This is a genomic window from Companilactobacillus huachuanensis (assembly GCF_005404815.1).
Classification (GTDB): domain Bacteria; phylum Bacillota; class Bacilli; order Lactobacillales; family Lactobacillaceae; genus Companilactobacillus; species Companilactobacillus huachuanensis.
On record NZ_BJDF01000003.1, the window covers coordinates 78,328 to 100,608 of the forward strand.

The 22,281-nt window shown below is 35.1% G+C and carries 22 protein-coding genes; 19 read left to right on the forward strand and 3 right to left on the reverse strand.

The window, feature by feature from the left end; all coding sequences use genetic code 11:
- Nucleotides 1–247 precede the first annotated feature (247 nt).
- Nucleotides 248–1,639, forward strand: a complete 1,392-nt coding sequence (locus FFM71_RS02760) for a glycoside hydrolase family 1 protein (RefSeq protein ID WP_137610666.1) — start codon at nucleotides 248–250, stop codon at nucleotides 1,637–1,639.
- A 386-nt stretch (nucleotides 1,640–2,025) separates the two neighbouring features.
- Here FFM71_RS02760 and FFM71_RS02765 read toward each other — a convergent pair whose 3' ends face one another.
- On the reverse strand, nucleotides 2,026–2,619 hold the full coding sequence (locus FFM71_RS02765; RefSeq protein ID WP_137610667.1) for an SAP domain-containing protein: 594 nt from the start codon (nucleotides 2,617–2,619) through the stop codon (nucleotides 2,026–2,028).
- 716 nt (nucleotides 2,620–3,335) lie between these two features.
- Here FFM71_RS02765 and FFM71_RS02770 point away from each other — a divergent pair.
- The 10 genes from FFM71_RS02770 (at nucleotide 3,336) to FFM71_RS02815 (ending at nucleotide 10,063) form a co-directional block, all read left to right on the forward strand.
- Nucleotides 3,336–4,160 carry a MetQ/NlpA family ABC transporter substrate-binding protein gene (locus FFM71_RS02770; RefSeq protein ID WP_137610668.1) on the forward strand — a complete coding sequence of 275 codons (825 nt, stop codon included), beginning with the start codon at nucleotides 3,336–3,338 and terminating at the stop codon, nucleotides 4,158–4,160.
- 144 nt (nucleotides 4,161–4,304) lie between these two features.
- Entirely contained in the window at nucleotides 4,305–5,363 is a 1,059-nt protein-coding gene (locus FFM71_RS02775; RefSeq protein WP_137610669.1) for a methionine ABC transporter ATP-binding protein, read from the forward strand.
- A 3-nt stretch (nucleotides 5,364–5,366) separates the two neighbouring features.
- Nucleotides 5,367–6,056, forward strand: coding sequence for a methionine ABC transporter permease (locus tag FFM71_RS02780; protein ID WP_137610670.1), 690 nt, complete (start codon nucleotides 5,367–5,369; stop codon nucleotides 6,054–6,056).
- A gap of 156 nt (nucleotides 6,057–6,212) precedes the next feature.
- Nucleotides 6,213–7,034 carry a MetQ/NlpA family ABC transporter substrate-binding protein gene (locus FFM71_RS02785; protein WP_137610671.1) on the forward strand — a complete coding sequence of 274 codons (822 nt, stop codon included), beginning with the start codon at nucleotides 6,213–6,215 and terminating at the stop codon, nucleotides 7,032–7,034.
- A gap of 164 nt (nucleotides 7,035–7,198) precedes the next feature.
- On the forward strand, nucleotides 7,199–7,498 hold the full coding sequence (locus FFM71_RS02790) for a hypothetical protein (protein ID WP_137610672.1): 300 nt from the start codon (nucleotides 7,199–7,201) through the stop codon (nucleotides 7,496–7,498).
- Nucleotides 7,499–7,535: 37 nt separating this feature from the next.
- Nucleotides 7,536–7,823 (forward strand): hypothetical protein, encoded by a 288-nt coding sequence (locus FFM71_RS02795; RefSeq protein ID WP_137610673.1) that lies wholly within the window; start codon nucleotides 7,536–7,538, stop codon nucleotides 7,821–7,823.
- A gap of 446 nt (nucleotides 7,824–8,269) precedes the next feature.
- Complete coding sequence (locus FFM71_RS02800; RefSeq protein WP_137610674.1) at nucleotides 8,270–9,088, forward strand: helix-turn-helix domain-containing protein; 819 nt, start codon at nucleotides 8,270–8,272, stop codon at nucleotides 9,086–9,088.
- Between the two features lie 74 nt (nucleotides 9,089–9,162).
- A complete protein-coding gene (locus tag FFM71_RS02805; RefSeq protein WP_137610675.1) occupies nucleotides 9,163–9,585 on the forward strand; it encodes an SRPBCC family protein in 423 nt (140 codons plus the stop codon).
- An 80-nt stretch (nucleotides 9,586–9,665) separates the two neighbouring features.
- Nucleotides 9,666–9,851, forward strand: coding sequence for a PspC domain-containing protein (locus tag FFM71_RS02810; protein WP_137610676.1), 186 nt, complete (start codon nucleotides 9,666–9,668; stop codon nucleotides 9,849–9,851).
- 17 nt (nucleotides 9,852–9,868) lie between these two features.
- Nucleotides 9,869–10,063 (forward strand): PspC domain-containing protein, encoded by a 195-nt coding sequence (locus FFM71_RS02815; RefSeq protein ID WP_137610677.1) that lies wholly within the window; start codon nucleotides 9,869–9,871, stop codon nucleotides 10,061–10,063.
- Nucleotides 10,064–10,348: 285 nt separating this feature from the next.
- On the opposite strand, the gene FFM71_RS02820 is transcribed toward FFM71_RS02815, so the two are convergent.
- Nucleotides 10,349–11,140 carry an HAD family hydrolase gene (locus FFM71_RS02820; RefSeq protein WP_171000451.1) on the reverse strand — a complete coding sequence of 264 codons (792 nt, stop codon included), beginning with the start codon at nucleotides 11,138–11,140 and terminating at the stop codon, nucleotides 10,349–10,351.
- Between the two features lie 160 nt (nucleotides 11,141–11,300).
- Between FFM71_RS02820 and FFM71_RS02825 the strand changes: the two genes are divergently transcribed.
- The 6 genes from FFM71_RS02825 to lpdD all read left to right on the forward strand — a co-directional run bounded on the left by FFM71_RS02825 (nucleotide 11,301) and on the right by lpdD (nucleotide 17,537).
- Nucleotides 11,301–12,215 carry a LysR family transcriptional regulator gene (locus FFM71_RS02825; RefSeq protein WP_137610679.1) on the forward strand — a complete coding sequence of 305 codons (915 nt, stop codon included), beginning with the start codon at nucleotides 11,301–11,303 and terminating at the stop codon, nucleotides 12,213–12,215.
- Nucleotides 12,178–14,502, forward strand: coding sequence for a UvrD-helicase domain-containing protein (locus FFM71_RS02830; protein ID WP_137610680.1), 2,325 nt, complete (start codon nucleotides 12,178–12,180; stop codon nucleotides 14,500–14,502). Before FFM71_RS02825 ends, FFM71_RS02830 begins: the two co-directional genes overlap by 38 nt.
- A gap of 125 nt (nucleotides 14,503–14,627) precedes the next feature.
- Nucleotides 14,628–14,903, forward strand: coding sequence for a LasU family protein (locus FFM71_RS02835; RefSeq protein WP_137610681.1), 276 nt, complete (start codon nucleotides 14,628–14,630; stop codon nucleotides 14,901–14,903).
- Nucleotides 14,904–15,072: 169 nt separating this feature from the next.
- A complete protein-coding gene (locus FFM71_RS02840) occupies nucleotides 15,073–16,545 on the forward strand; it encodes a UbiD family decarboxylase (RefSeq protein ID WP_137610682.1) in 1,473 nt (490 codons plus the stop codon).
- A gap of 12 nt (nucleotides 16,546–16,557) precedes the next feature.
- On the forward strand, nucleotides 16,558–17,130 hold the full coding sequence (locus FFM71_RS02845; protein WP_223876461.1) for a UbiX family flavin prenyltransferase: 573 nt from the start codon (nucleotides 16,558–16,560) through the stop codon (nucleotides 17,128–17,130).
- A complete protein-coding gene (gene lpdD / locus FFM71_RS02850) occupies nucleotides 17,130–17,537 on the forward strand; it encodes a prenylated flavin chaperone LpdD (protein WP_137610683.1) in 408 nt (135 codons plus the stop codon). The genes FFM71_RS02845 and lpdD overlap by 1 nt, the downstream gene beginning before the upstream one ends.
- 563 nt (nucleotides 17,538–18,100) lie before the next feature.
- On the opposite strand, the gene coaBC is transcribed toward lpdD, so the two are convergent.
- Nucleotides 18,101–19,291: a bifunctional phosphopantothenoylcysteine decarboxylase/phosphopantothenate--cysteine ligase CoaBC gene (coaBC, locus tag FFM71_RS02855; RefSeq protein ID WP_137610684.1), complete on the reverse strand. Its 1,191-nt coding sequence runs from the start codon at nucleotides 19,289–19,291 to the stop codon at nucleotides 18,101–18,103.
- Nucleotides 19,292–19,918: 627 nt separating this feature from the next.
- Here coaBC and FFM71_RS02860 point away from each other — a divergent pair.
- Nucleotides 19,919–20,620, forward strand: coding sequence for a response regulator transcription factor (locus FFM71_RS02860; RefSeq protein WP_137610685.1), 702 nt, complete (start codon nucleotides 19,919–19,921; stop codon nucleotides 20,618–20,620).
- On the forward strand, nucleotides 20,601–21,944 hold the full coding sequence (locus FFM71_RS02865; protein WP_171000452.1) for a sensor histidine kinase: 1,344 nt from the start codon (nucleotides 20,601–20,603) through the stop codon (nucleotides 21,942–21,944). The genes FFM71_RS02860 and FFM71_RS02865 overlap by 20 nt, the downstream gene beginning before the upstream one ends.
- Nucleotides 21,945–22,281: the final 337 nt, after the last annotated feature.

Here is a 22,281-nt window from a genome sequence, read left to right on the forward strand (position 1 = left end):
TAACGCCACTTTCGCTGCAAATGAATACTCTTAGCTCTTCCAACTAATCTAATTTTTAAATAGTTTTTTAATTAAAATAAAATAATTTATTCAAATAAATTAAGGTTGAGGTTGTTAAGACAACGGTTATATTAAACTTTTCTATATCAATCTTTGATCAATAGAGGACTTGAGTTAAAAAATGAAAAGATGGTTCAAGGGGCACCGAATGTCACTTGAGCCATTCTTTGTTAAGGAGATAAAATAAATGCTTAAATTTCCAAAAGATTTCGCATGGGGAGCAGCAACTTCTGGTCCCCAATCTGAAGGTAACTTTCACAAACCAAATCAAAATGTATTTGATTACTGGTATGAAAAGGATCCAGCGGCTTTCTATGATGGCGTAGGCCCTGATACAGCTTCTAACTTTTATAATGATTACAAAAAAGATATTCCTCTGATGGCAAAGGCTGGAATTCGTTCACTACGTACTTCGATTCAGTGGACTAGGTTGATGGCTGATGTTGACAAGGGTATCGTCGATCAAGATGGAGTAGACTTTTACAATAATGTGATTGATTGTCTATTGGATAATGGAATTGAACCTTATATCAATTTGTTCCATTTTGATTTACCGATTGATTTATATAAGAAGTACGGCGGTTGGGAATCAAAACATGTTACCGATTTGTTTGCTGATTATGCTGAAAAGTGTTTCGAATTATTCGGCAATAAAGTTAATAACTGGTTTACATTTAACGAACCAAAGGTGATTTTGGATGGGGAATATTTGTATCAATTCCATTATCCATTAAAGGTTGATGGCTCAGCAGCTGTGCAGGTTGCATATAACATCAATTTAGCCTCCGCCAAAGCCATTGCAAGATTTAAAAAGTGGCGTGAAGAGAATAATTCGGATGCTAAAATTGGGACTATTTTGAATTTAACGCCAGCATATCCGGCAACAAATGATCCAGAGGATGTTGCCGCTGCTGAATTTGCAACACTTTGGGATGATAACATGTATTTGGATCCCGCTGTTAAAGGACATTTCCCAGAAAAATTAGTTAAAATTTTGGACGATGCCAATGTTTTGTTTGACAGCACACCAGAAGAATTGCAGATAATTGCTGATAATACAATCGATGTTTTAGGCGTTAATTTTTACCATCCAGAGCGTGTCATGCGTCCTAGCGTTTCACCTGATAGCTTACAAGATTGGATGCCCGATATTTACTTTGACAATTATGAAATGCCTGGTCGCGTTATGAATGTTGATAAAGGTTGGGAAATTTATCCGAAGACACTATACGATATTGCCATTAATATTCGAGATAATTATGGTAACTTACCTTGGTTTGTATCTGAGAATGGGATGGGAGTGTCACGAGAAGAACGTTATTTGGATGATAAAGGCGTTGTTCAAGATGATTATCGAATTAAATTTATCAAGGATCATTTAACGGAATTGCATCGTGGAATTGAAGCAGGTTCAAACTGTCATGGATACTTTGTTTGGACCGGAATCGATTGTTGGTCATGGAAGAATGCCTATCGTAATCGTTACGGATTGATTAGAAATGATATTCATACACAGACTAAGACAATTAAGAAATCTGGTCAGTGGTATGAGAAGTTAAGTGAAAATAATGGATTTTAACAGATGACTAAAGTATGCCGTCTCCAGAGCTGAGAATATTCACCTGCTATGCGGACCGATTCGAGCCTGAGAAGCGGTCTCGAATCTCGGTTTCCTACGCCCGGTGGTGTAACAGTAAAGTCCTAACGCCACACCCACAGCGGGTAAATATTCTCAGCTCTTCCGACTAGTTTTATTTAGAATAAATTTTTATTTAGATTTATAATTATAGGGAAATTACAAAAAATGAGTTGTATCACACTTAATGAATTAAATAATTAGGTGTGATACAACTCATTTTGGTTGATTTTAATGATTGTCATAAAAGTTTTAAAAGCAATTATTGAGATACTTTTAAAGGGTAATTTTTAAAGCCAAATTTTAAATTGAATCAAGAATCGGTTTTCTTATGGCAAATATTTTAGAAGGCTATTAGAATATTTTTTATCTGCTTTAGATTTAACAATATTCCATAACGATGCTGCTGTGCTTAATTTATTACTAAATTTGTTGGTATCTGGATCAGCACAAAAATCTTTGACAAATTGATTCCACTGATAACTGACGTCGTCCTTCTGTGTGTTAACTTTGATTTTTCCGTCATTAATATCGATTAGTGATTGAATAGTTATATCAGGATTGTTATCTGTCCTTGCGTTACGTATAATAACAGCCATTTCTTTAGAGAATTTAAAGGAATCTGTCCGATAATATTTGGACATGAAATCTCGTAATTTCTGGTTTAATCTCACACCATCGATGATTTTAGAATCAAGAGTTAAATCAGAATTAATAACCTTGTTCTTTGTATTTATAATTGAAGTTTGAGTTTCATGATTCAGATATTTAATTATTCGTTGGTTCAAATCATACTTGGTTCCTGAGGTATTTAATTTAAGACTTCTACAAATTTTCTGCAAATCAGTTTTGTAGAAATACTCTTTTTCAAAGTCGGATTGAGTTATTTGATGATTTTTAAACTGTTCGATTGAAAGTGACATTAGTTGATTCCTTAATGGTCATATTTATATTCTTAGTATCTCATTTAAAAAGTACACTTAATATTTTAATGCATAAAAATAAGATTAACTTGATTAGATATTCTAAATTAACAAAATTCTAATTTTACTAATGTAAATCAGTAAATGAAAATGGTATTTAAAAACTTTTTATTTTTAAAAATATATTGCTACATCGTTACAAAACCTTTGACGTCAAACTTAACTAAACATTGAAATGACAGGTTTCTACTCCATATCATGCTATAAATGATACTTGGCATATAAATCTAAAATTAGAAAGTACTTCGGAAAATCTTAATTTTATTGATTGACATTTCAAAAATTAGATTGTATTATCTAACCAACGATTAACAAAAGATATTTATTAAACAATTTGATCGGGGGAAGTAATTCACTTTCGTTTGTACAGAAAACCTCTATTTGCTGAGATGAGGGCAACGACTTGAATGAAAATGACCCGTGATTGGTGCGCTGAATCTTCGGATAAAGATGCAATGGTTGGTACCCTTTACAGTACACGCATATAGAGTGTTTGTATGTTGTTAAGGGGATAAGTGTAAGTTTATTCCGAATTAGAATGGTACCGCGAGGAGTCGCTTCTAAGATTGAACAGAGATGTTCAGTTTTGGAGCGACTTTTTTTGTTTCTATAAATATTTTTAGTCGATTAAGTATTAGTTAAGGTGGGAGAAAGATATGAGTAAATTTAAGAAATTTGGTAAGGTTATTTTATTAGCCTTCACAGCATTATTTATTTTTGTACTAGCTGGTTGTGGTAATCAAAGTAAGACACAAACAGTTAAAGTGGGAATCAATCCTTCAGATGCTCCAATTTGGAAAGTCGTTCAAAAGAATGTTAAGAGTGAAGGAATTGATTTGAAAATCGTGCAATTCAACGATTACAATCAACCTAATACAGCACTAGTTCAAGGGGAAGTTGACATTAACGCTTATCAACACACGGATTTCTTGAACGCTTGGAACAAAGCTCACAAGACAGATTTAGTTTCAATTGGTAAGACAGTTATTCAACCAATGGCTCTTTATTCACACAAGATCACTAAGCTTAGCGAATTAAAGAATGGTGCCAAAATTGCTATTCCTAATGATGCTTCAAATGAAGCCCGTGCATTACAATTGCTAGAATACAATGGTCTAATAAAGCTTGACGATAGTAAGACTTTACCTTCAACAAAAGATATCAAGGAAAATAAACTAAACTTGAAGTTCACAACACTTGATGCTGCTCAAACAGCCCGTTCATTAGATGATGTTGATGCCGCAGTTGTTAATGGTAATGTTGCTAACGATGCTAAATTGAACCCTAAGAAGGCTGTTGTAACAGAAAAAATCAACAAGAACTCAATTCCTTGGATCAACATCATTGTTGCTCAAAAGAAGAACAAAGATAACAAGACATACAAGAAAGTTGTTAAAGCTTTCCAAACTAAAGCTGTTGAAAAAGAAATCAAGAAAGTTTATGGCGGAAACGAAATTCCAGCCTGGAACGCAAAACTTTAGTACTAATATAGGAAATAAAGTTTAGTTTTTGCTCTAATTTGATATCTTACGTAATGTTTTTTAGATATAGTTTATAAAGGATATTAATTAAACGTAGTGAGCGACAATAGTTCAAAGATTTTAAGTTAAGGGAGTAATTATTAAATGGCAGAACAAAATGGGATAATTCAGCTTAAGAATATCGACGTTACCTTTCATAATGAAGGTAAAACAATTGAAGCTGTTAAAGATGTTTCAATTGATGTTAAGAAAGGTGACGTTTTCGGGGTGATTGGTTACTCTGGTGCTGGTAAAAGTACCTTGGTTCGAGTTATTAACTTGTTGCAACAACCAACTGCTGGATCAGTTATCGTTAATAACCAAAATATGCTCGAATTAAGTCAAAAAGATTTACGTAAAGCTCGTCGTAATATTGGGATGATTTTCCAACATTTTAATTTAATGAATTCCTTGACCGTCTATGGAAATGTTGATTTTCCACTACGTGATTCTGGATTGAGCAAGGCTGAGCGTAAGCAAAAAATCGACCGTCTACTGGATATTGTTGGCTTAGCTGACCGTGCTAACAACTATCCTTCACAACTATCTGGTGGTCAAAAACAACGTGTTGCGATTGCTCGTGCACTTGCCAATGACCCTGAAATTCTGATTTCCGATGAGGCAACCAGCGCTTTGGATCCAAAGACTACCACAGAAATTTTGGATCTACTTGGTCGCTTGAATAAAGAACTTGGAATTACAATCGTTATCATTACCCACGAAATGGACGCTATCAAGCAAATTTGTAATCGTGTTTCCGTCATGGAAAATGGACGTGTGATTGAAGAGGGCGATTTGTTGTCGATCTTTGGTCAACCAAAACAACAATTGACGAAAGATTTTGTTAATACTTCAACTCATATTGGTTCAGTGTTGGACGAGATCCGTGATAGTGGCATTGTTGATAAGTTATCGGGACGTTTGATTGAGCTTAACTATATCGGTGACTCTACCAATGAACCAATTGTCGTTGAATTGTACAAACGTTTCCAAGTTGAGGCCAATATTCTCTTCAGTAATATCGAGAGATTGCAGAATACGACTGTTGGTATCATGCTTTTCGCTTTAACAGGTGATGATGACAAGGTTGAGGAAGCAATTAAGTATTTAGATAGTTTGAAAGTTAATGTTAAAGAAATTGATTTGAAGAAAGAAGGCAAATAATTCATGGCAGGATTAGTAAATAAGTTTTTACCCAACGTTGTTGCTAACTGGGAAGGCGATAATGGCTTTGTTACCGCAATCTGGCAAACACTTTATATGACTTTTGTCAGTGCATTATTTGCTGGTATTATCGGTATTATCTTGGGAATTCTCTTGGTCGTCACAGCAAAAGACGGTATCACACCACATAAGAATTTCTACTATTGGTTAGATAAATTGGTCAATCTATTCAGATCAATTCCATTTATCATTTTGCTAGCGGTTATCGGACCGTTCACTAAATTGATTGTCGGTCAAACCATCGGACCTACTGGTGCATTAGTGCCTTTAGTTATCGGAACTGCACCATTCTTTGCCAGACAAGTTCAATTAGCATTAGTTGAAGTTGACCCTGGTGTCATTGAAGCGGCTGAGGCTATCGGATTGTCGCCAATGAAGATCATCTTCAGAGTTTATCTTCGTGAGGGATTGCCAGAATTGATTCGTTCGGGAACTTTGACAATTATCAGTTTGATTGGTTTAACAGCCATGGCCGGTGCTGTCGGTGGTGGTGGACTTGGTAACATGGCTATTTCAGTCGGATACCAACGATTTGAAAATGACGTTACCATTGTTTCCATGTTATTCATTTTAGTATTAGTTTTCATTATTCAAGGACTGGGAGATTTTGCAGTTCGTAAGTTAGAACATTAATTTAATTACAACTACCACAATAGTAATTAAGTTGATAGGTATTTTGAAAAGTAGATATGAAAAAGTTTGCTTATAAATACCGCGTCAAAAAAGGGCGCTTTTATTTGGCAAACACTGCCTGATAGAAGCGTCCTTTTCAATTTGAGGAGGAAAATCATGAAGAGTCGAATTAAGGGGATATTTCTAATATTCATTACCACACTTAGTTTATTTATTTTAGCCGGTTGCGGAAAGAGTGCTTCTGGTAAGACAGTCAAAATTGGTATTACTGGTGCCAATGATCCAGAGCTGGAGAAAGTCGCCAAGATTGTTAAAAAAGAGGGAATTAACATCAAAATTGTCGAGTTTTCCGACTATAGTCAACCTAATACCGCTTTGGCTAACGGAGAAATTGATATGAACGATTTTCAAACATTTACTTTCCAAAGTGATTGGAATAAGAAACACAAGACTAATATTGTAACCATGGGAACTACCGTGATTGCGCCAATGTCACTCTTTTCTAAGAAGATTAAGAATATTAATCAATTGAAAAAAGGTGATAAGGTCGCTATTCCAAATGACGTAACAAATGAAGGTCGAGCTTTACAATTACTAGAGAGCGCCGGTTTGATCAAACTTGATAATGCTAAAATCCCAAGTTTACGTGATATCACCGAAAATAAAGCCGGTATCAAGCTTTCGTCACTTGATGCTGGGCAGACTGCTAAATCACTCGATGACGTGACTGCGGCCTGTGTTAACAGTGGGGTTGCCAGTGATGCTAAGCTGAACCCTCAAAATGCTATTTATCGCGAAAAGATTACTGCCAAATCAAAGCCTTATGTCAATATTATGTCAGCTAATGCTAAGGACAAAAATAATCCAACATTTAAAAAAATCGTCAAAGCCTACCACACACAAGAAGTTGCTGATGTCGTTAAGAAAGAATTTCACGGTTACGAAAAAGCAGCTTGGACATATAAAGTCTTACAGTAAAAAATTAATTTTTTTTACATATAAAAGGAAAAATTCTGTAAAACCTTCGTAATTTTTATGTATGAGCAGATATTGAAATGTCATTCTATGGTTAGAAAAAATTCTGACTTTTAAATTTGGCATTATAATAGTGCGATTAGTAAATGATTGGAAGGAAATATATCATGGAAGATAAATATAAATATCAGGAATTAAAAAATTTTATTAGAGATAATAAGGAAAGTATTAAGGCTCTGTCAAGAGAAGGTGGTAAATTACCACTTGATTACCTAATACTTGATTCAGATGTTGAGGAATTAGCACTATTTATAAAAAAAGAAATTGAACAAGAAAAAGTAGGATTTGAATACGTAAAAAAATTAATTACAATATATGAATATATGGCTTCACAAGTTGATAACGATGGTAATAGTATGTTTTATGATTGGAGCAATGGCAAAGAATTTCGGAAAGACTTTCACTAAAAAGTTAATCAATCAAAAAAAGGCTGAGTAATAATCCATGCAGACGTTGGAATATAATTTTCCTAAGGGAACATATATCTTCACTACAATGAGCAGATCCATTTACCGAATCACGATTTCCGATTCCAAAGTCGTCCTAAACAGGACACGTGATAAGGTACGAGGGCGAGAGTTACGAAAGGATTCGGAAGATATTGAAGTTTTGAATGATTTTAAGATTGAAGTCGGGAAACCAGCTATTTTAGCGCTACAATCGTTAAATCCAGATGCCGCATTTACGACACGAATAACAACTTCGGTAGTAAAAATTTCACAGGAATTATAATTTCATATAAAAGGGCAATCCATCTGGATTGCCTTTTTATATGAAATTTATTCACTTGAAGAAATTCTAATACTTAACTTTAAATTATTAAGTTTACTAAAGGTTGAAGGTATAGTTAAGTATGCCGTTTCCAGAGCTGAGAGTATTCAAGTGCTGCGCGGAACGCCCCGAACCAGAAAGCGGTCTCGAACCTCGCTGCAAAAGAATACTCTAAGCTCTTCCAACTAGTTTATCTTTTCACGGCAGGAACAAATAAAATGAAAACTTCTGCTTATTTGAATAAATCCGTTCTATGCCTGTAACAACAATGGTTATATTAGTTTTTCACCTTTTAACCTTTAGTTAGTTTATAAATAAATGTGAAAACAATTCCTTTTCTATGCATTTATTCTATTTTTACCTTAAAATTGAAGTAGGTTATTAAATAGAGAAGTCAGGGATTGTATATGAAAAATTTAGGGGCTGTCTTAAAAGAATTACGAAAAGAAAAAGGCTTAACACAAAAAGAATTAGCTGAAGGTGTTTGTGCACAGTCAATGTTGTCGGCGATTGAGAATGATGTTTATATTCCCAATGCTAACCTATTGGTCAATTTGGCTAATAAATTAGACGTTGATTTGAATGAAATTAGTTTGGCTGCCAATTACAGTATTAGTGATTATAATGATTTTAACGAAACAGTGGATAAGCTGTGCAATAGTCATCAATATCAAAAATTATTGGAATTCTTGGAAGATGACACGGTAGCAGATTTTGTGGAAACTTCACAACAAATGCAAGCCTATTACTATTATTTGGGTGTGGCGCAGTTACAAACGGGTTCGCTTGATGCCGGTTTAAGCTCATTCAAATTATCTTTGGCAGAAGTAAATCATTTACACTTGAACACGATTTCTCGATTAGCCTATTTGGCAATGGGTATGATAGATGTTTTGCAGAATAATAAAACGGGAGCAATCGATAATATTGATCTGGCTTTTCGCAATTGGAATGAATTTGCATATGACGAGAATCAAAATATTATTTATTATTTAGCGGCATTAATTTATTTTAAATTGAATGATTATCAAAATTCGACAGCATATTTAGTTGACGGCATTGCGTTTATTGCTAAACATGATTCACATTATATGTTGGCAAATTGTTATTTTCTAATGGCTCGTTTAGCTCAAGAGGCCCACAATGATGATGAACGTTTGGAAGCTAATCAACGAAAGGATTTATTCTCCGAATTATATGGTGAACAAATTTTTAAAGATTTCTAAATATCAGGACACTGATTTTTAAATAAGTCTGTTTTTTCATATGATTGCTTTATCAAATCAAAGGAGAAACAGGCATGCAAAAATTATTTAAAAATGAAATCTTAATTAAAGCTGATAAAGATACCGTTAAAAATTTCTTGGTGAAAGCACCTAATTTATTGCAATGGAATTGGGCTATTGGAAGTATTAAGGAAATCAATGAAGATACTTATGCAATCCATCGAGATGTTGATGCTTTGAATAAAGATGAGATTGTTGAAATTAGACAAGATAATAAAGATAAAATTATTTTTCAAAGTACTACTGGAAAATTGGAATATCAACTTATTTTCAGATTGAGTGAGGAGTCTGGCTACACTAGAGTTACTGAAGAACTTTATCCAACTAATAATCTAAAATTACCTTTGGGGTTATTTTCTCCCATTGTTAAAAATGCCTTCAACAAAAATCTGCATTCGTTAAAGAATTTGTTAGAGCTCCAAGTGACAAAAATGTAAGTTAGTTGTAAGCGAATTCTATGTACTATTTGTACAGAATCAATTATTATGTAAATGAAGATAAAGAGGAGGAGTAGCTTATGCATATTTCAATTAGACGTTCGAGAAGTAATTATGTTTTTGCTGGGGTAATTGGTGGATTAGCTGAACATTTTCAATGGAATCCAACGATTGCGAGAGTTTTGTGGGTGATTTTAAGTATGACACCATTTCCAGGTATCATAGGCTACTTGGTACTCTGGATGTTAATGGAAGATCCTGATTAATAATAGAGGTTAAGACAATGCACATTCCAATAAAGAGATCGAAAGACAATCAAATTTTAGGTGGGGTTATCGCCGGTTTTTGCGAGCAATATGATTGGAATCCAGCTATTGGCCGGGTTCTTTACGTGGTTCTTTCAATGACACCAATGTTTCCCGGAATCATTGTTTACTTGATTCTATTGTTATTGATGGAAAAACCTGACGAAGATTAGTTAAATACTAAAGGTTGAAAGTTTAGTTAAGGATGCCGTTTCCAGAGCTGAGAGCATTCAATTGCTGCGCGGAACGGCCCGAGCCAAAGAACAGTCTCGAACCTCGGTTGTTTGAATACTCTCAGCTCTTCCAACTAGTTTGTTTCTTTAATAACAGGAACAATAAAACGAATATTTCTTAGTATGTTAATTTTTTGTCTTTCAACCTTCAGTTAAATAAAATTGATTTATAGATAATAATAGCCATAGCAATCTGCGAAAAATAGATTGCTATGGCTATTTAGTTTACAATTTGAAAAATTCACCAATGGTATTTAAGACACCATCGTTATCATTGTCATCTTTAGTGATGTGGTCAGCGACTTTTAAAATCGAAGGTTTAGCGTTCTTCATTGCATAGCTGATACCTGATTCCTCAAGCATTTCTAAGTCATTAGTATTGTCGCCAAAGGACATGACATTTTCTAATGATAAGTTTAGTCCTTCGGAAAGGTGCTGTAGCCCGAGGCTCTTATTGACATTGTTGCTCATGATGTCGATACTTCCAAAACCACTGACTGCGGCGTAGATTTTGTTGCCATATTTTTTATTTAAAAGTTGAACGGCAGAGTCCAAATCATCATGTTGTAATTGGATATTTAGCTTAAATATTTCATCATCTACTTTTGTTAAATCGTCAACAACCTCTAGATTATTAATATGGTAGAGTGGCTGATTTTTCTTAGATTCCGAATAGCTAGCTTTCTTACCTGATAGCGAAATTGCTTTGAGGTCTAATTCGGTTGTTAGGGTGGCAATCATATCGTGAACTAGTTCGATAGGAACTAATTTTTCATAAAGAGTCTCTTCATGTGAAATTATTTGTGATCCATTTTCAGCGATAAAAGCATCAATGTTAGGACTATCTCGGAAAATTCTTTCCAAATGGTCGTAGTTATTGCCACTCGCAATGGCAAACTTAATATTCTTTTGATGTAATAAATTTAAATAGTTATTCAAACGTTTTACATCATAATTGTGTTCAGTGTCAAAAAGCGTACCGTCAATATCGGTCGCAATTAATTTAATGTCGTTCAAAACTGGTCCTCCCCAATAATATAAAATAGAAATTTTAATAACGTAACTTAACCTTACGTTTCTAAAACGTATTTTTCAACAGAATGTTGTGAGATTCATGCTACAATTAATTTCTGTAAGAATGAGTTCACTTGAATTTCAAGATGAAAGGAAGATCACTGTGGATTTAAATAAGCTTAAGGCCTTTGTCAATTTGTCAAAAACGCTCAATTATACTGAAACAGCTGAGAGTCTTTTCACAACTCAAGGAAATATTTCCAAACAAATCTTATCTCTAGAAAAAGATTTTGATGTCTCTTTATTCAAACGGGCACATCGGAAGATAGAACTGACTGAGCAGGGGAAGCTGATTCTCCCATATGCCCAGAAAATTGTAAATGATTATACTGAATTAACCGATGCCTTGGGGAATTATCAACAGGTTCATAACATGACGATTAATATGCATACTATTCCAACAATGCCGAACTATCAGAGTTTTGGCATTGTCAGTCAATTTTTGCATGATTACCCAGCAGTACAAATGCAACTCAAGGAAGAGGAGAGTTATCATCTGATAACCTCCTTGAAATCAGGCAAATGTGAAGTGATTTTTGCGAGAACATTTGAATTCGATGAACCTAAACTAGAACGCATAGTTATGGAGGATGATAAATTTGTTGCGATGGTGCCGAATAATCATGCTTTAGCGACACAAAATAAATTAGATCTGGCAGATTTAAAAGACGAAAAATTTTTGATATTAGGCAATTCAACTAACCTCTATTTACCAGTCTTAGAACTTTGTCAGCGTGCAGGATTCAATCCTGATGTTTTTTACGAGGGAACACGTGTGGACTTGATCATGAAAATGGTTCAAAATAATATGGGTGTATCGGTGATGGCCGCTAAAACTGCTAAACAATTTGAAAATCAGGCGGTATCAATCATACCTTTGACCGCCAATATTTTGAATAAATTATGTTTTATTAGGGTTAAAGGTCAACATTCGAAAGCAAACAATCTCTTTTGGAAATATATTCAAGAACAGGTTGGAAATGATGGAGGACAAGCTAATTCAAGAATTATCAATTAAAGAAATAATTGATCTGATGGAGTCAGGTCTAGATATGAAGTTCTCCGCTGAACAGATTAAAATTTTAAATAATGATTTTACTAAACCGTTACTTGTTAATGCCTGTGCGGGTTCCGGTAAGACGACCATCTTTATCTTGATGTCATTGATTGCTGTAGCAAGAGGTAACGCTAGTCCAGATGAAATACTGGGAATTACTTTTTCACACAAATCACGAGTAGATATGGGTGAGCGCTTTGATAAATTCGTAAAAGCACTGTCTGAATCAGGTTTAGACTTACCAATCGGAAGACCAAATTTCACAACCTTTCATGCTTTATTTTATCAATTGTTAAGACAGAACCCTGAGTATCAACGGTCTCAGGTTTTAACTAGTTATCGTTTATTTATGCGTGACTTATCTGATCAAATTAAACATCCTAGTAACGTTATAACGAAGGCAGAGATGTTGGCAGAAATGTTTGACCTCAACGATTATATGATTAATCAAGGGTTGACGAGTAATGGCGTTTTACCGACTGTGACGGAAGGAAAGCCTTTGCGTGAGTCGATTAAAGTTATGTCTGAATATTCAAGACAAAATCATGATGAAGAGTTTTATGCCGATTATTTAGATGTAATAAATAAATACCAAGAACTTAAGCGTCGTGATGGTTACATTGATTTTAACGATATGAAGTTATTGTTATTGGAAAGTATGAATCAGCCTCAATATTTACAGTACTATCAACGTATTATGTCTCGCTATAAGATTGCGGTTATCGATGAGTTTCAGGATATTGACAACTTACAGTGGGAGATTATTTCTAAATTGTTAAGCCCTGAAACAATGAAACATTTGATTGTAATTGGTGATGATGATCAGAGCATTTATTCCTTTAGAGGAAGTAATCCACAATATATTCTGAATTATAAACAGTTGTTACCTGATGCCCAGAAACTTAATTTGTCGACGAATTATCGAACGGGTGAAAAAATCTTACAGCGTGTTATTCCTTTGATTAAACAAAATCATGTTCGTTTGGATAAAGAATTATTATCAGGTCGCCCTGATGTCGGAAAATTTGTGCTTTACAGCAGTAAAAAATCCGGATTCAGTGGTGGATCAAAGATGTTGCGACGATTAGTTAAGCAGGTCAATGATCCAGAAATAAACAATAATGATATTGCTATTTTAGTGCGTTATAACGCCTCAAGAATGTTGCTGGCGGACTGGTTAGCCAATCAAAAAATATACGCAAATATCAATAATTCCGGTGCTATTTTGCAAAATAATTTGATTTATCGGATCATAATTGAGTTAATGAAGGCTTTCTGGCAAGATGAGTATCAATATTTCAGTAATCAGGCTAATCGAATTGGTTTTCGAGCTTATAAGGATCATACAGCTAAAGTGGAATCCCGTTCAGATGATGAACTTCATAAATTAAGCGAATATTTATTGGCTGCTGAGGCTTATAACGCCGAACTAAATACTCCTTATAAAAGGACAGACGAACGTATTCAAGTTTATTTCAACAGTATTAAACGTTTTAGGACAAGAATGGATGATGCTGAGAATGAGGAAACTCGTCAAAAGTTATCTAAGAGTTTGATCAAGGATTTGTACACAGCTTCAACCAAGTTGACTGATAAGTATTTCAGCTTTATGGAAGAAAAGAATTTTATGTCTAAGGTTGAAGTTAACGATATTAAGAAATATTTAGAAGATGAATTAGAGGGATATAATAGTATTGACGATTTCTTTTTTGATGAGGAACATAAAAAGGATATTCTCTCCAGTCGAATGGAACAGGATAAGCAGGAGCATCGAGTTCAATTTTTGTCACTGCATCAGGCCAAGGGGTTGGAATTTAAGTATGTTTATCTTTATGGATTAACTGACAAAGAGGTCGAGCGTGCTGGAGTAATCTTGAATGAATGGTTCCCGCCAGAAATGACGATTGCTCAGTTTGTCAAACAGTGGAAGCTGATTTACAACAAGAGTTTCGAGTTTTTGGAACACGCGTTGCAGGCTGCCCATATTGACAACTATAAAGAAATTACGAATAATAATGCATTTAATCCAGTCAACATGGACAAAACTTTAGCTAAGTCTAAAGAATATGCTATGTTTCATACGTTCTATAAAGAGGTGGAAAATTACTCGGCTTTTATTGAGGAAGAGCGTCGTTTACTATATGTTGGCGTTACAAGAGCACAGCAGGAATTGTCTTTGAGGATTGCTCCAGATTCCAATCCACTTTTGTTTGAATTGAAATTGCCAAAGAAAAAATCAAGTCAATAAATCAAATACTAATTGAATGATTTACTTAACTAAATTTTCAACCTTTAGATACTAAATGATAAAACCAACTATTAACTGGCATCGTGCGTAGTATGATAGTTATATACCAAAGATGGGGGAAAGTAATGAAAATTCGTCGTATTATTGAAATAATCCCGACTTTTGTTCTGATAGCAATTTATTTTTACAGTTTGTCATTAAGAATGAGTGGTGGAGCTTGGAATACAGCTTTTGTAATCAGTATTACCGGGTTGAGTTTTTATATTCCAGTAATATCATTTATTGAAGCAATGGTAAATTCATCACGAAATCTTAAATATAAGAAACAAAATAAATTATTTTATGGTTACATGATTACCGTCTGGATTATCTCCTTGATTGCTGCAATGTTTTCTATGTAATGTCGTTTCCAATTGACCGAGATTTTTGCTTACCGTGAGAATCGGTACGAATCTGGAAATAAGAATTTAAAAAGCATTCCAAAATGGAATGCTTTTTGTTTTATATTGAATTGTTCTGATGTCTGCCTGAGCTCTATAATTAACCTTGTTAAGAAAGAGAGGCAATTGTATGTCAGAACAACTATATGATTTACGAAAAGTTATCGATGAATTAAAAGAACAACCCGGTCAATATCACGAAACTAATATTGAGGTTGATCCTAATGCGGAATTATCCGGTGTTTATCGTTACATTGGTGCTGGTGGTACAGTTCAACGTCCTACCCAGTCTGGTCCCTCAATGATGTTTAATAATATTAAAGGTTTCCCTGATAATCGAATTTATATTGGCTCGATGGCCAGCCGTCAGCGTGTTGGAATGATTTTGCATCACGATTACAAAACTTTGGGTCGCTTTTTGAAGGACTCTGTTGAAAATCCTGTTGCTCCAATCATAGTTGACTCTGATCAAGCTCCTGTGCAAGAAATTGTGCATAAAGTCACTGATAAAGATTTCGATATTAGAAAGATTTTACCAGCTGCTACAAATACTGAATATGATGCTGGCCCATATATTACTGTTGGTTTAGTTCTCGGTTCAAATCCGGATAAAACAATGAGTGATGTGACGATTCATCGTATGGTTTTGGAAGATAAGAATACTTTAGGAATGTATATTATGCCTGGCGGTCGTCACATTGGCCATTTCCAAAAGGAATTTGAAAAACTCAACAAGCCTATGCCAATCACGATTAATATTGGACTTGATCCGGCAATTACGATTGGAGCAACGTTTGAACCACCTACAACGCCACTTGGTTATGATGAATTGAATATTGCCGGAGCTTTACGTCAACAAGCAGTTCAATTAGTCGCCGCCAAAACAGTTGATGAAAGAGCGATTGCTCGTGCTGAATATGTGATTGAGGCTGAGATTATGCCAAATCAGACGATGCAAGAGGATATCAATACCAATACTGGTAAAGCGATGCCAGAATTTCCTGGTTATGATGGAGATGCTAATCCAGCAGTTAACGTTGTTAAAGTTAAGGCAATTACTCATCGAAAAGATCCGATTTTTCAAACGATGATTGGACCTAGTGAGGAACACGTTTCAATGGCTGGAATTCCTACTGAAGCATCAATTTTGGAATTAGTTGACAAAGCAATTCCGGGAAAAGTAACCAATGTTTATAATCCTCCTGCTGGTGGTGGTAAATTGATGACTATCATGCAGATTCACAAGGATGATGAAGCGGATGAAGGCTTGCAAAGACAGTCAGCTATCCTTGCATTGTCAGCTTTTAAGGAGCTAAAGACTGTTATTCTAGTTGATGATGATGTGGATATTTTTGATATGAATGACGTGATGTGGACTTTGAATACACGATTCCAAGGTGACAAAGATATCATGGTGCTGCCGGGAATGCGTAATCATCCACTTGATCCGTCAGAGCGTCCCGAATATGATCCTAAGTCTATTCGTGTTCGTGGGATGAGTTCCAAGACGATTCTTGATGGCACGGTTCCATTTGATATGAAAGACCAGTTCGAACGAGCTAAATTTAAAGAAGTGAAAGATTGGCAAAAATATTTAGAGTAAGGAAGTATTAATATGTCGCGGATGAGAAAAATTGTTATCGGTGTTACCGGCGCCTCAGGTACGATTTATGCACTCGATTTGATGAAAAAATTACAACCAATTAAAAATGTTGAAACACATGTCGTTCTCAGCGCTTGGGCTAAAAAAAACTTACAATTAGAGACTGATATGTCTTTGTCAGAAGTTAAGGCTCTCGCTGATTACTTTTATAGTGACAGTGATTTAGGTGCAACAATTGCCAGTGGTTCATTTTTGACCGATGGGATGATTATTGTACCAGCTAGTATGAAAACAGTTGCCAGCATTGCTGTTGGAATCGGCGATAATCTAATTTCTCGTTCCGCTGATGTAACTCTAAAAGAACAACGCAAACTAATTATGGTCCCTCGTGAAACACCGTTAAATACGATTCATTTGGAAAATATGACCAAGTTATCGAAAATGGGTGTCCAGATGATTCCACCAATTCCAGCATTTTACAATCAGCCCAAAACGATTCAAGACTTAGTAGATCACCAAACGATGAAAGAACTCGATGCTCTTGGTATCGAAAACGATATTAGTGGTCGTTGGGAGGGAATTTAATGAAATTTTCAATCACACAAGAAAATTATACGATGATAGCGGATGTAGAAACTATCGGTAAGGATTTGTTGATCAGAATTACTGGCGGCGATACACCACATATTGGAACGGTGACAACTTTAACTAGAACAACAGATTTAGAAACCATTAGGTATCCTAGTCATGACGGCCGGTTGCATAAAGATGATGTTTTAGCAATTAGAATTGGTAAAATTATTCAAACTGATTTGCCAGGTAGTTGTACGATAACTGCCGGTGTTCACGTCAATCACATTTCTAAGAAACAGATTATGTTTTCGGCAATGATGTCAAAAAATTTAGGTGAACAAATAAAGGCTTGGTTGGAGCAGAAAAATTTTAATAGCCCCGAGCCGGTTTATTATAGTGATAGTGAAAATCCTCAATAGGAAAAGCACTTTTAATCTAAAGGTTGATGCATTATGCCGCTTCCAGAGCTGAAAGTATTCAATTGCTGCGCGGAACGGCCCGAGCCAGAAAGCGGTCTCGAACCTCGGTTGAAGCCTCGCAAAACCCGCGAGTCTTCAACGCGTCCGGTGGTGTAATTGCTGAAGCAATAACGCCACTTTCGCAGCAAATGAATACTCTCAGCTCTTCCAACTAATTTATTCTTTTAATGGCAAGAACAATAAATTAAGATTTTTGACTATTTAAATCGAGCTTTAAATAAATTAGATCTAGGTCTGTAACTACAACGTTTATATCACTTTTTCACCTTTCAACCTTCAGCTTTTCAGACTTCAGTTTATAATTTTAAGATTTAGAATTGGGCCGGAATCTCAGCTTTTCTAACTAGTTTTTTTAATTAGTCAGAACAATTTCAGCTGAATTTAAATTTTTGATTTTGACGATAAAAAATGAGTTGTATCACACTTAAAACTGATAATTAGGTGTGATACAACTCTATTTTGTTGATTTTTATAATCAAATTTAAAGGGATGCTTTTTTTACATTATCTATGCAAATAGAAGTCCCAGAATTTTCTAGCAACATCAACTTTAGACATTAAGGGCCAAGTTTCCGGTTGCTGATTCTTCTGTAAAAGGGTGATACGATTGGTGTCGACGTTAAAGCCAGCACCATTTTGTGCGACATTGTTAGCGAGAATTACGTCAGCATTTTTGTTGGCTAATTTTTTCTCAGCATTTTCTAAAAGGTGTTGAGTTTCGGCAGCAAAACCAACGACAAATTGATTAGTTTTAGTTGAGGCAACGGTTTTAAGAATATCGGGATTTTTGGTTAATTTGATGGTGAAGATATCTTCATCGTCATTTTTTTTGATTTTTTGATCAGCAACATTGATTGGTTTGAAATCGGCTACAGCAGCAGCCATAACCAAGACGTCGCTCTTAGGAAAAGCACTTTGGATTTGAGCCATCAATTCGGTGGCCGTTTGAACTTTGACAACATTGAGACCGCCAAGGTCAGTGTCAACAGTCGTGATTAAAGTTACGTCAGCTCCAAGATCTCGAGCAACTTTAGCCATGGCCAATCCCATTTTTCCAGATGAACGATTTCCAATGAATCTGACTGGATCAATAGCTTCTTTAGTGCCACCAGCCGTGACAATGACTTTTTTACCAAGTAGTGGGCGAGGTTGAAAATTTTTCTCAATGGCCTCCATAATAGCTGGTAATTCAGGCAAACGACCCTTGCCAGTCATGCCTTCAGCCAGGAATCCAACAGCAGGCTCAACAATTTGGACATTCATTTTTCTCAATGTTTGCAAATTATTTTTAACGGCAGGATTGTTATACATGTCAGTATTCATGGCAGGAAAGACGAGTTTTGGAGCAGTGGTTGCCAATAAACTAGTTGAGACAATGTCATCAGATAAACCATTAGCCATTTTCCCAATAATGTTGGCTGTAGCGGGAACGACGACTGCTAAATCAGTCCATAGAGCCAGTTGAATATGTGGAATGAAGTCATCAGGACTAGTTTGTGGTGTAAAATTATCGGTAATAACAGGTCGTTGACTGAGTGTAGCAAAAGTTAACGGCGTAACGAATTTTTGAGCAGCATCCGTCATGATAACTTGTACCTGTGCATCTTGTTTGATCAAACTACGTACGATATTTAAAGATTTGTAGGCGGCAATTCCACCAGTAACATATAAAGCAATGTGTTTATCCTTAAGCATTTTTTCACCTCAAAAGTTTTTTATTTGTGTTGGCTAATGTATTCTGTGGTGGCAGTATCTTTTTTTACTGTCTTTATATAAGTGGTTCTTAATACATTATTTTTAATATTATTATTATGACATTATTATCTTTTAAATCTAATTAATTAATAAATTCTAGTTACTGAATAATCACACAAAAAGTTGAAAAATACACTAGCTGACGGGTTTCAGCAACGTAGTCTGCAATAAAGTTGGCGTTATTGCTTTATCCATTACACCACGGGGCGAGTTTTGAGATTCGCGTACTTTGCGAAGTTCAAAATCGAGGCTCGAGACTGTTTCTTAGGCTCGAACCGGTCCCCATAGCAGAACTCCATTGCTGAAAACCGTCAGCGACAGCCATAATTATATGATACTATTCATTTATCAGTATTAGGAGGAAATCCATGAATATTTATACAGCAGATATAATTTTATACATATTATTGATTTCAATATTGAATAATCCTTTACTAAATATTTTCCAGGCATTCGGATTGAACTTTATATTTAGTGAAATTCTTATCGGAATAATTTTACTTTTTATTACTATTTTGATTCATAAATTTGGTTTCCGTCGTATTTGGAAAAAATAATGGAGATATTATGAAAAAAACAATTCTATTAGTAGAAGATGAAGAGAGTCTGATTGCCTATTTACAACCAGAGTTGGAGTTTGAAGATTATCAAGTTTTGACAGCGACCGATGGTGAAATGGGCTGGAAGTTATATCAGAAACAAGAGAATCAAATTGATCTAGTAATCTTGGATTGGATGATTGCTAAATTGGATGGTCTTGAAGTTCTACGGAGAATTCGTAAACAATCCGATAAACCAGTCATTATGTTAACAGCAAGGGATTATGTTGGTGATAAAGTAGCTGGTTTGGATAGTGGAGCCGATGATTATATTACTAAACCATTTGAAATTGAGGAATTATTGGCGCGAATTCGAGTGATTTTACGTCATGAAAAAGAGTCGACAGCTACAGTTTATCAGGTTAAAGATTTGATACTTGATACGAAATCACGTCAAGTTAAACGTAATAATAAAGTAGTGCAATTAACTCAACGTGAATATGAATTATTATTATTTCTATTAAAGAATATTAATGAAACCTTAAGCCGAGACGAGCTATTGAATGCTGTTTGGGGTGTTGATTTTGACGGTCAACCGAATATTGTTGATGTTTATGTGCGTTATTTACGCCATAAAATTGATACAGATGATAATGTTTCTATTATCAAAGCTGTTCGCGGCATTGGCTATACGTTAAGGGATGATAATTATGAAACTGGCGAAAAGTAATTCAAGTGCATCTCAAATAACTCGTACCTATATTCTTATATTGGGATTTATCACCGTTATTATGGGATTATCTCTCGCAATTGGGGTTGGTTACTCCTTAGCGGCATCCAAAATTGATGATGCAAATGGATTAATGGACAGCTTACAGCGGTCATTTATTGATGATCGGCCTGACTGGGAACAGTGGCGTAGCAATAGCAATATTGATACGCGAGATACGCATGTTCGAGTTTCTTTTACAAAAAAAAGTAAGCAGCATGTTTATTATTCACCAGGCACGACAAAATTTTTAAGCGAAAAAACTAATTATTTGCCATTTAATCAAAGCATTGAAATTAGAAATTTTTGGCGTCCATATTACCATGTTCAAAAAATTACAAAAGGGATTCATTATGAAATTTGGGTCAGTTTTCACAGTGTGACACATATTTTTCATTTAATTTTTGATATTTTGCTGATTGTAACGTTGGTCAGTTTTCTAATTGGTATTTGGCTTATTATTATTTTAGCCAAGAAACTCAATCAACCGTTGGAAAATCTGACAGCCTCAACACATCAGATAAATCAAGCTGGACAGATTTCTTATGATACACAGTTGCCAATACCTGAGAAGCCTCAGGAAGTTAAGGATTTGACCAATGAATTTAATCAACTGTTAAGTCAATTAAATCATCAAGCGATTCGTGATCGGCAATTTGTTTCTGATGCCTCACATGAGTTGCGCACACCAATTACAGCAATTCGTGGACACGTACAATTTATTCAGCGTCATGGTAAGGAACATCCCGAAATCATTGATAAATCAGTTGGGTTCATTGATAGCGAGTCCAAAAGAATGCAGAAGTTAATTGAAAGTTTGTTAAGATTGTCGCGAATGGATAATGCTAAAGTTAAACGAGAAAAAGTTGATGTAAAAACGGTAATGTCAGCAATTATAGAAACTTATCAAGAGAGTATTTCTCAAAAGTTAATATTGACCGGAGTGTCAGAACTATCAGTTTTAGTAAACCAAGATAACCTTGAACAAATGTTAATAGCTCTGTTAAATAATGCCAGCAAGTATTCAGACAAATCGTCAACAATCACTTTCAATTTGACGGAACATACAATTGAAGTAATTGACGAGGGAATGGGCATACCAGATGCTGATAAATCCGAGATTTTTGAAAGATTTTATCGAGTGGATAAGGCCAGAACACAGAAGATACCAGGGACTGGGCTAGGACTAGCAATTGTAAAAAAGCTAGCTGACCTTAACCAAATTAAGATTAAAGTAGAAGACAATAAACCACGAGGCACTAAATTTATTTTGATTTTCAAATAGATTTTAAATGTCTTGTCTAAAGGTTAAGTATAGTATGTCGTTTCCAGAGCTGAGAGTATTCAATTGCTGCGCGGAACGGCCCGAGCCAAAGAGCGGTCTCGGACCTCGGTTGAAACCTCGCAAAAACCGCGAGTCTTCAACACGCCCGGTGGTGTAATTGCTAAAGCAATAACGCCACTTTCGCTGCAAATGAATACTCTCAGCTCTTCCAACTAGTTTATTTTTTTAATAGCAGGAATAATAAATGAAGATTTCTGATTACTTAAATAAATTAGTTCTAGGTATGTAACAATCATGGCTTTATCATTTTTTCACATTTCAACCTTTGGATGTCTTG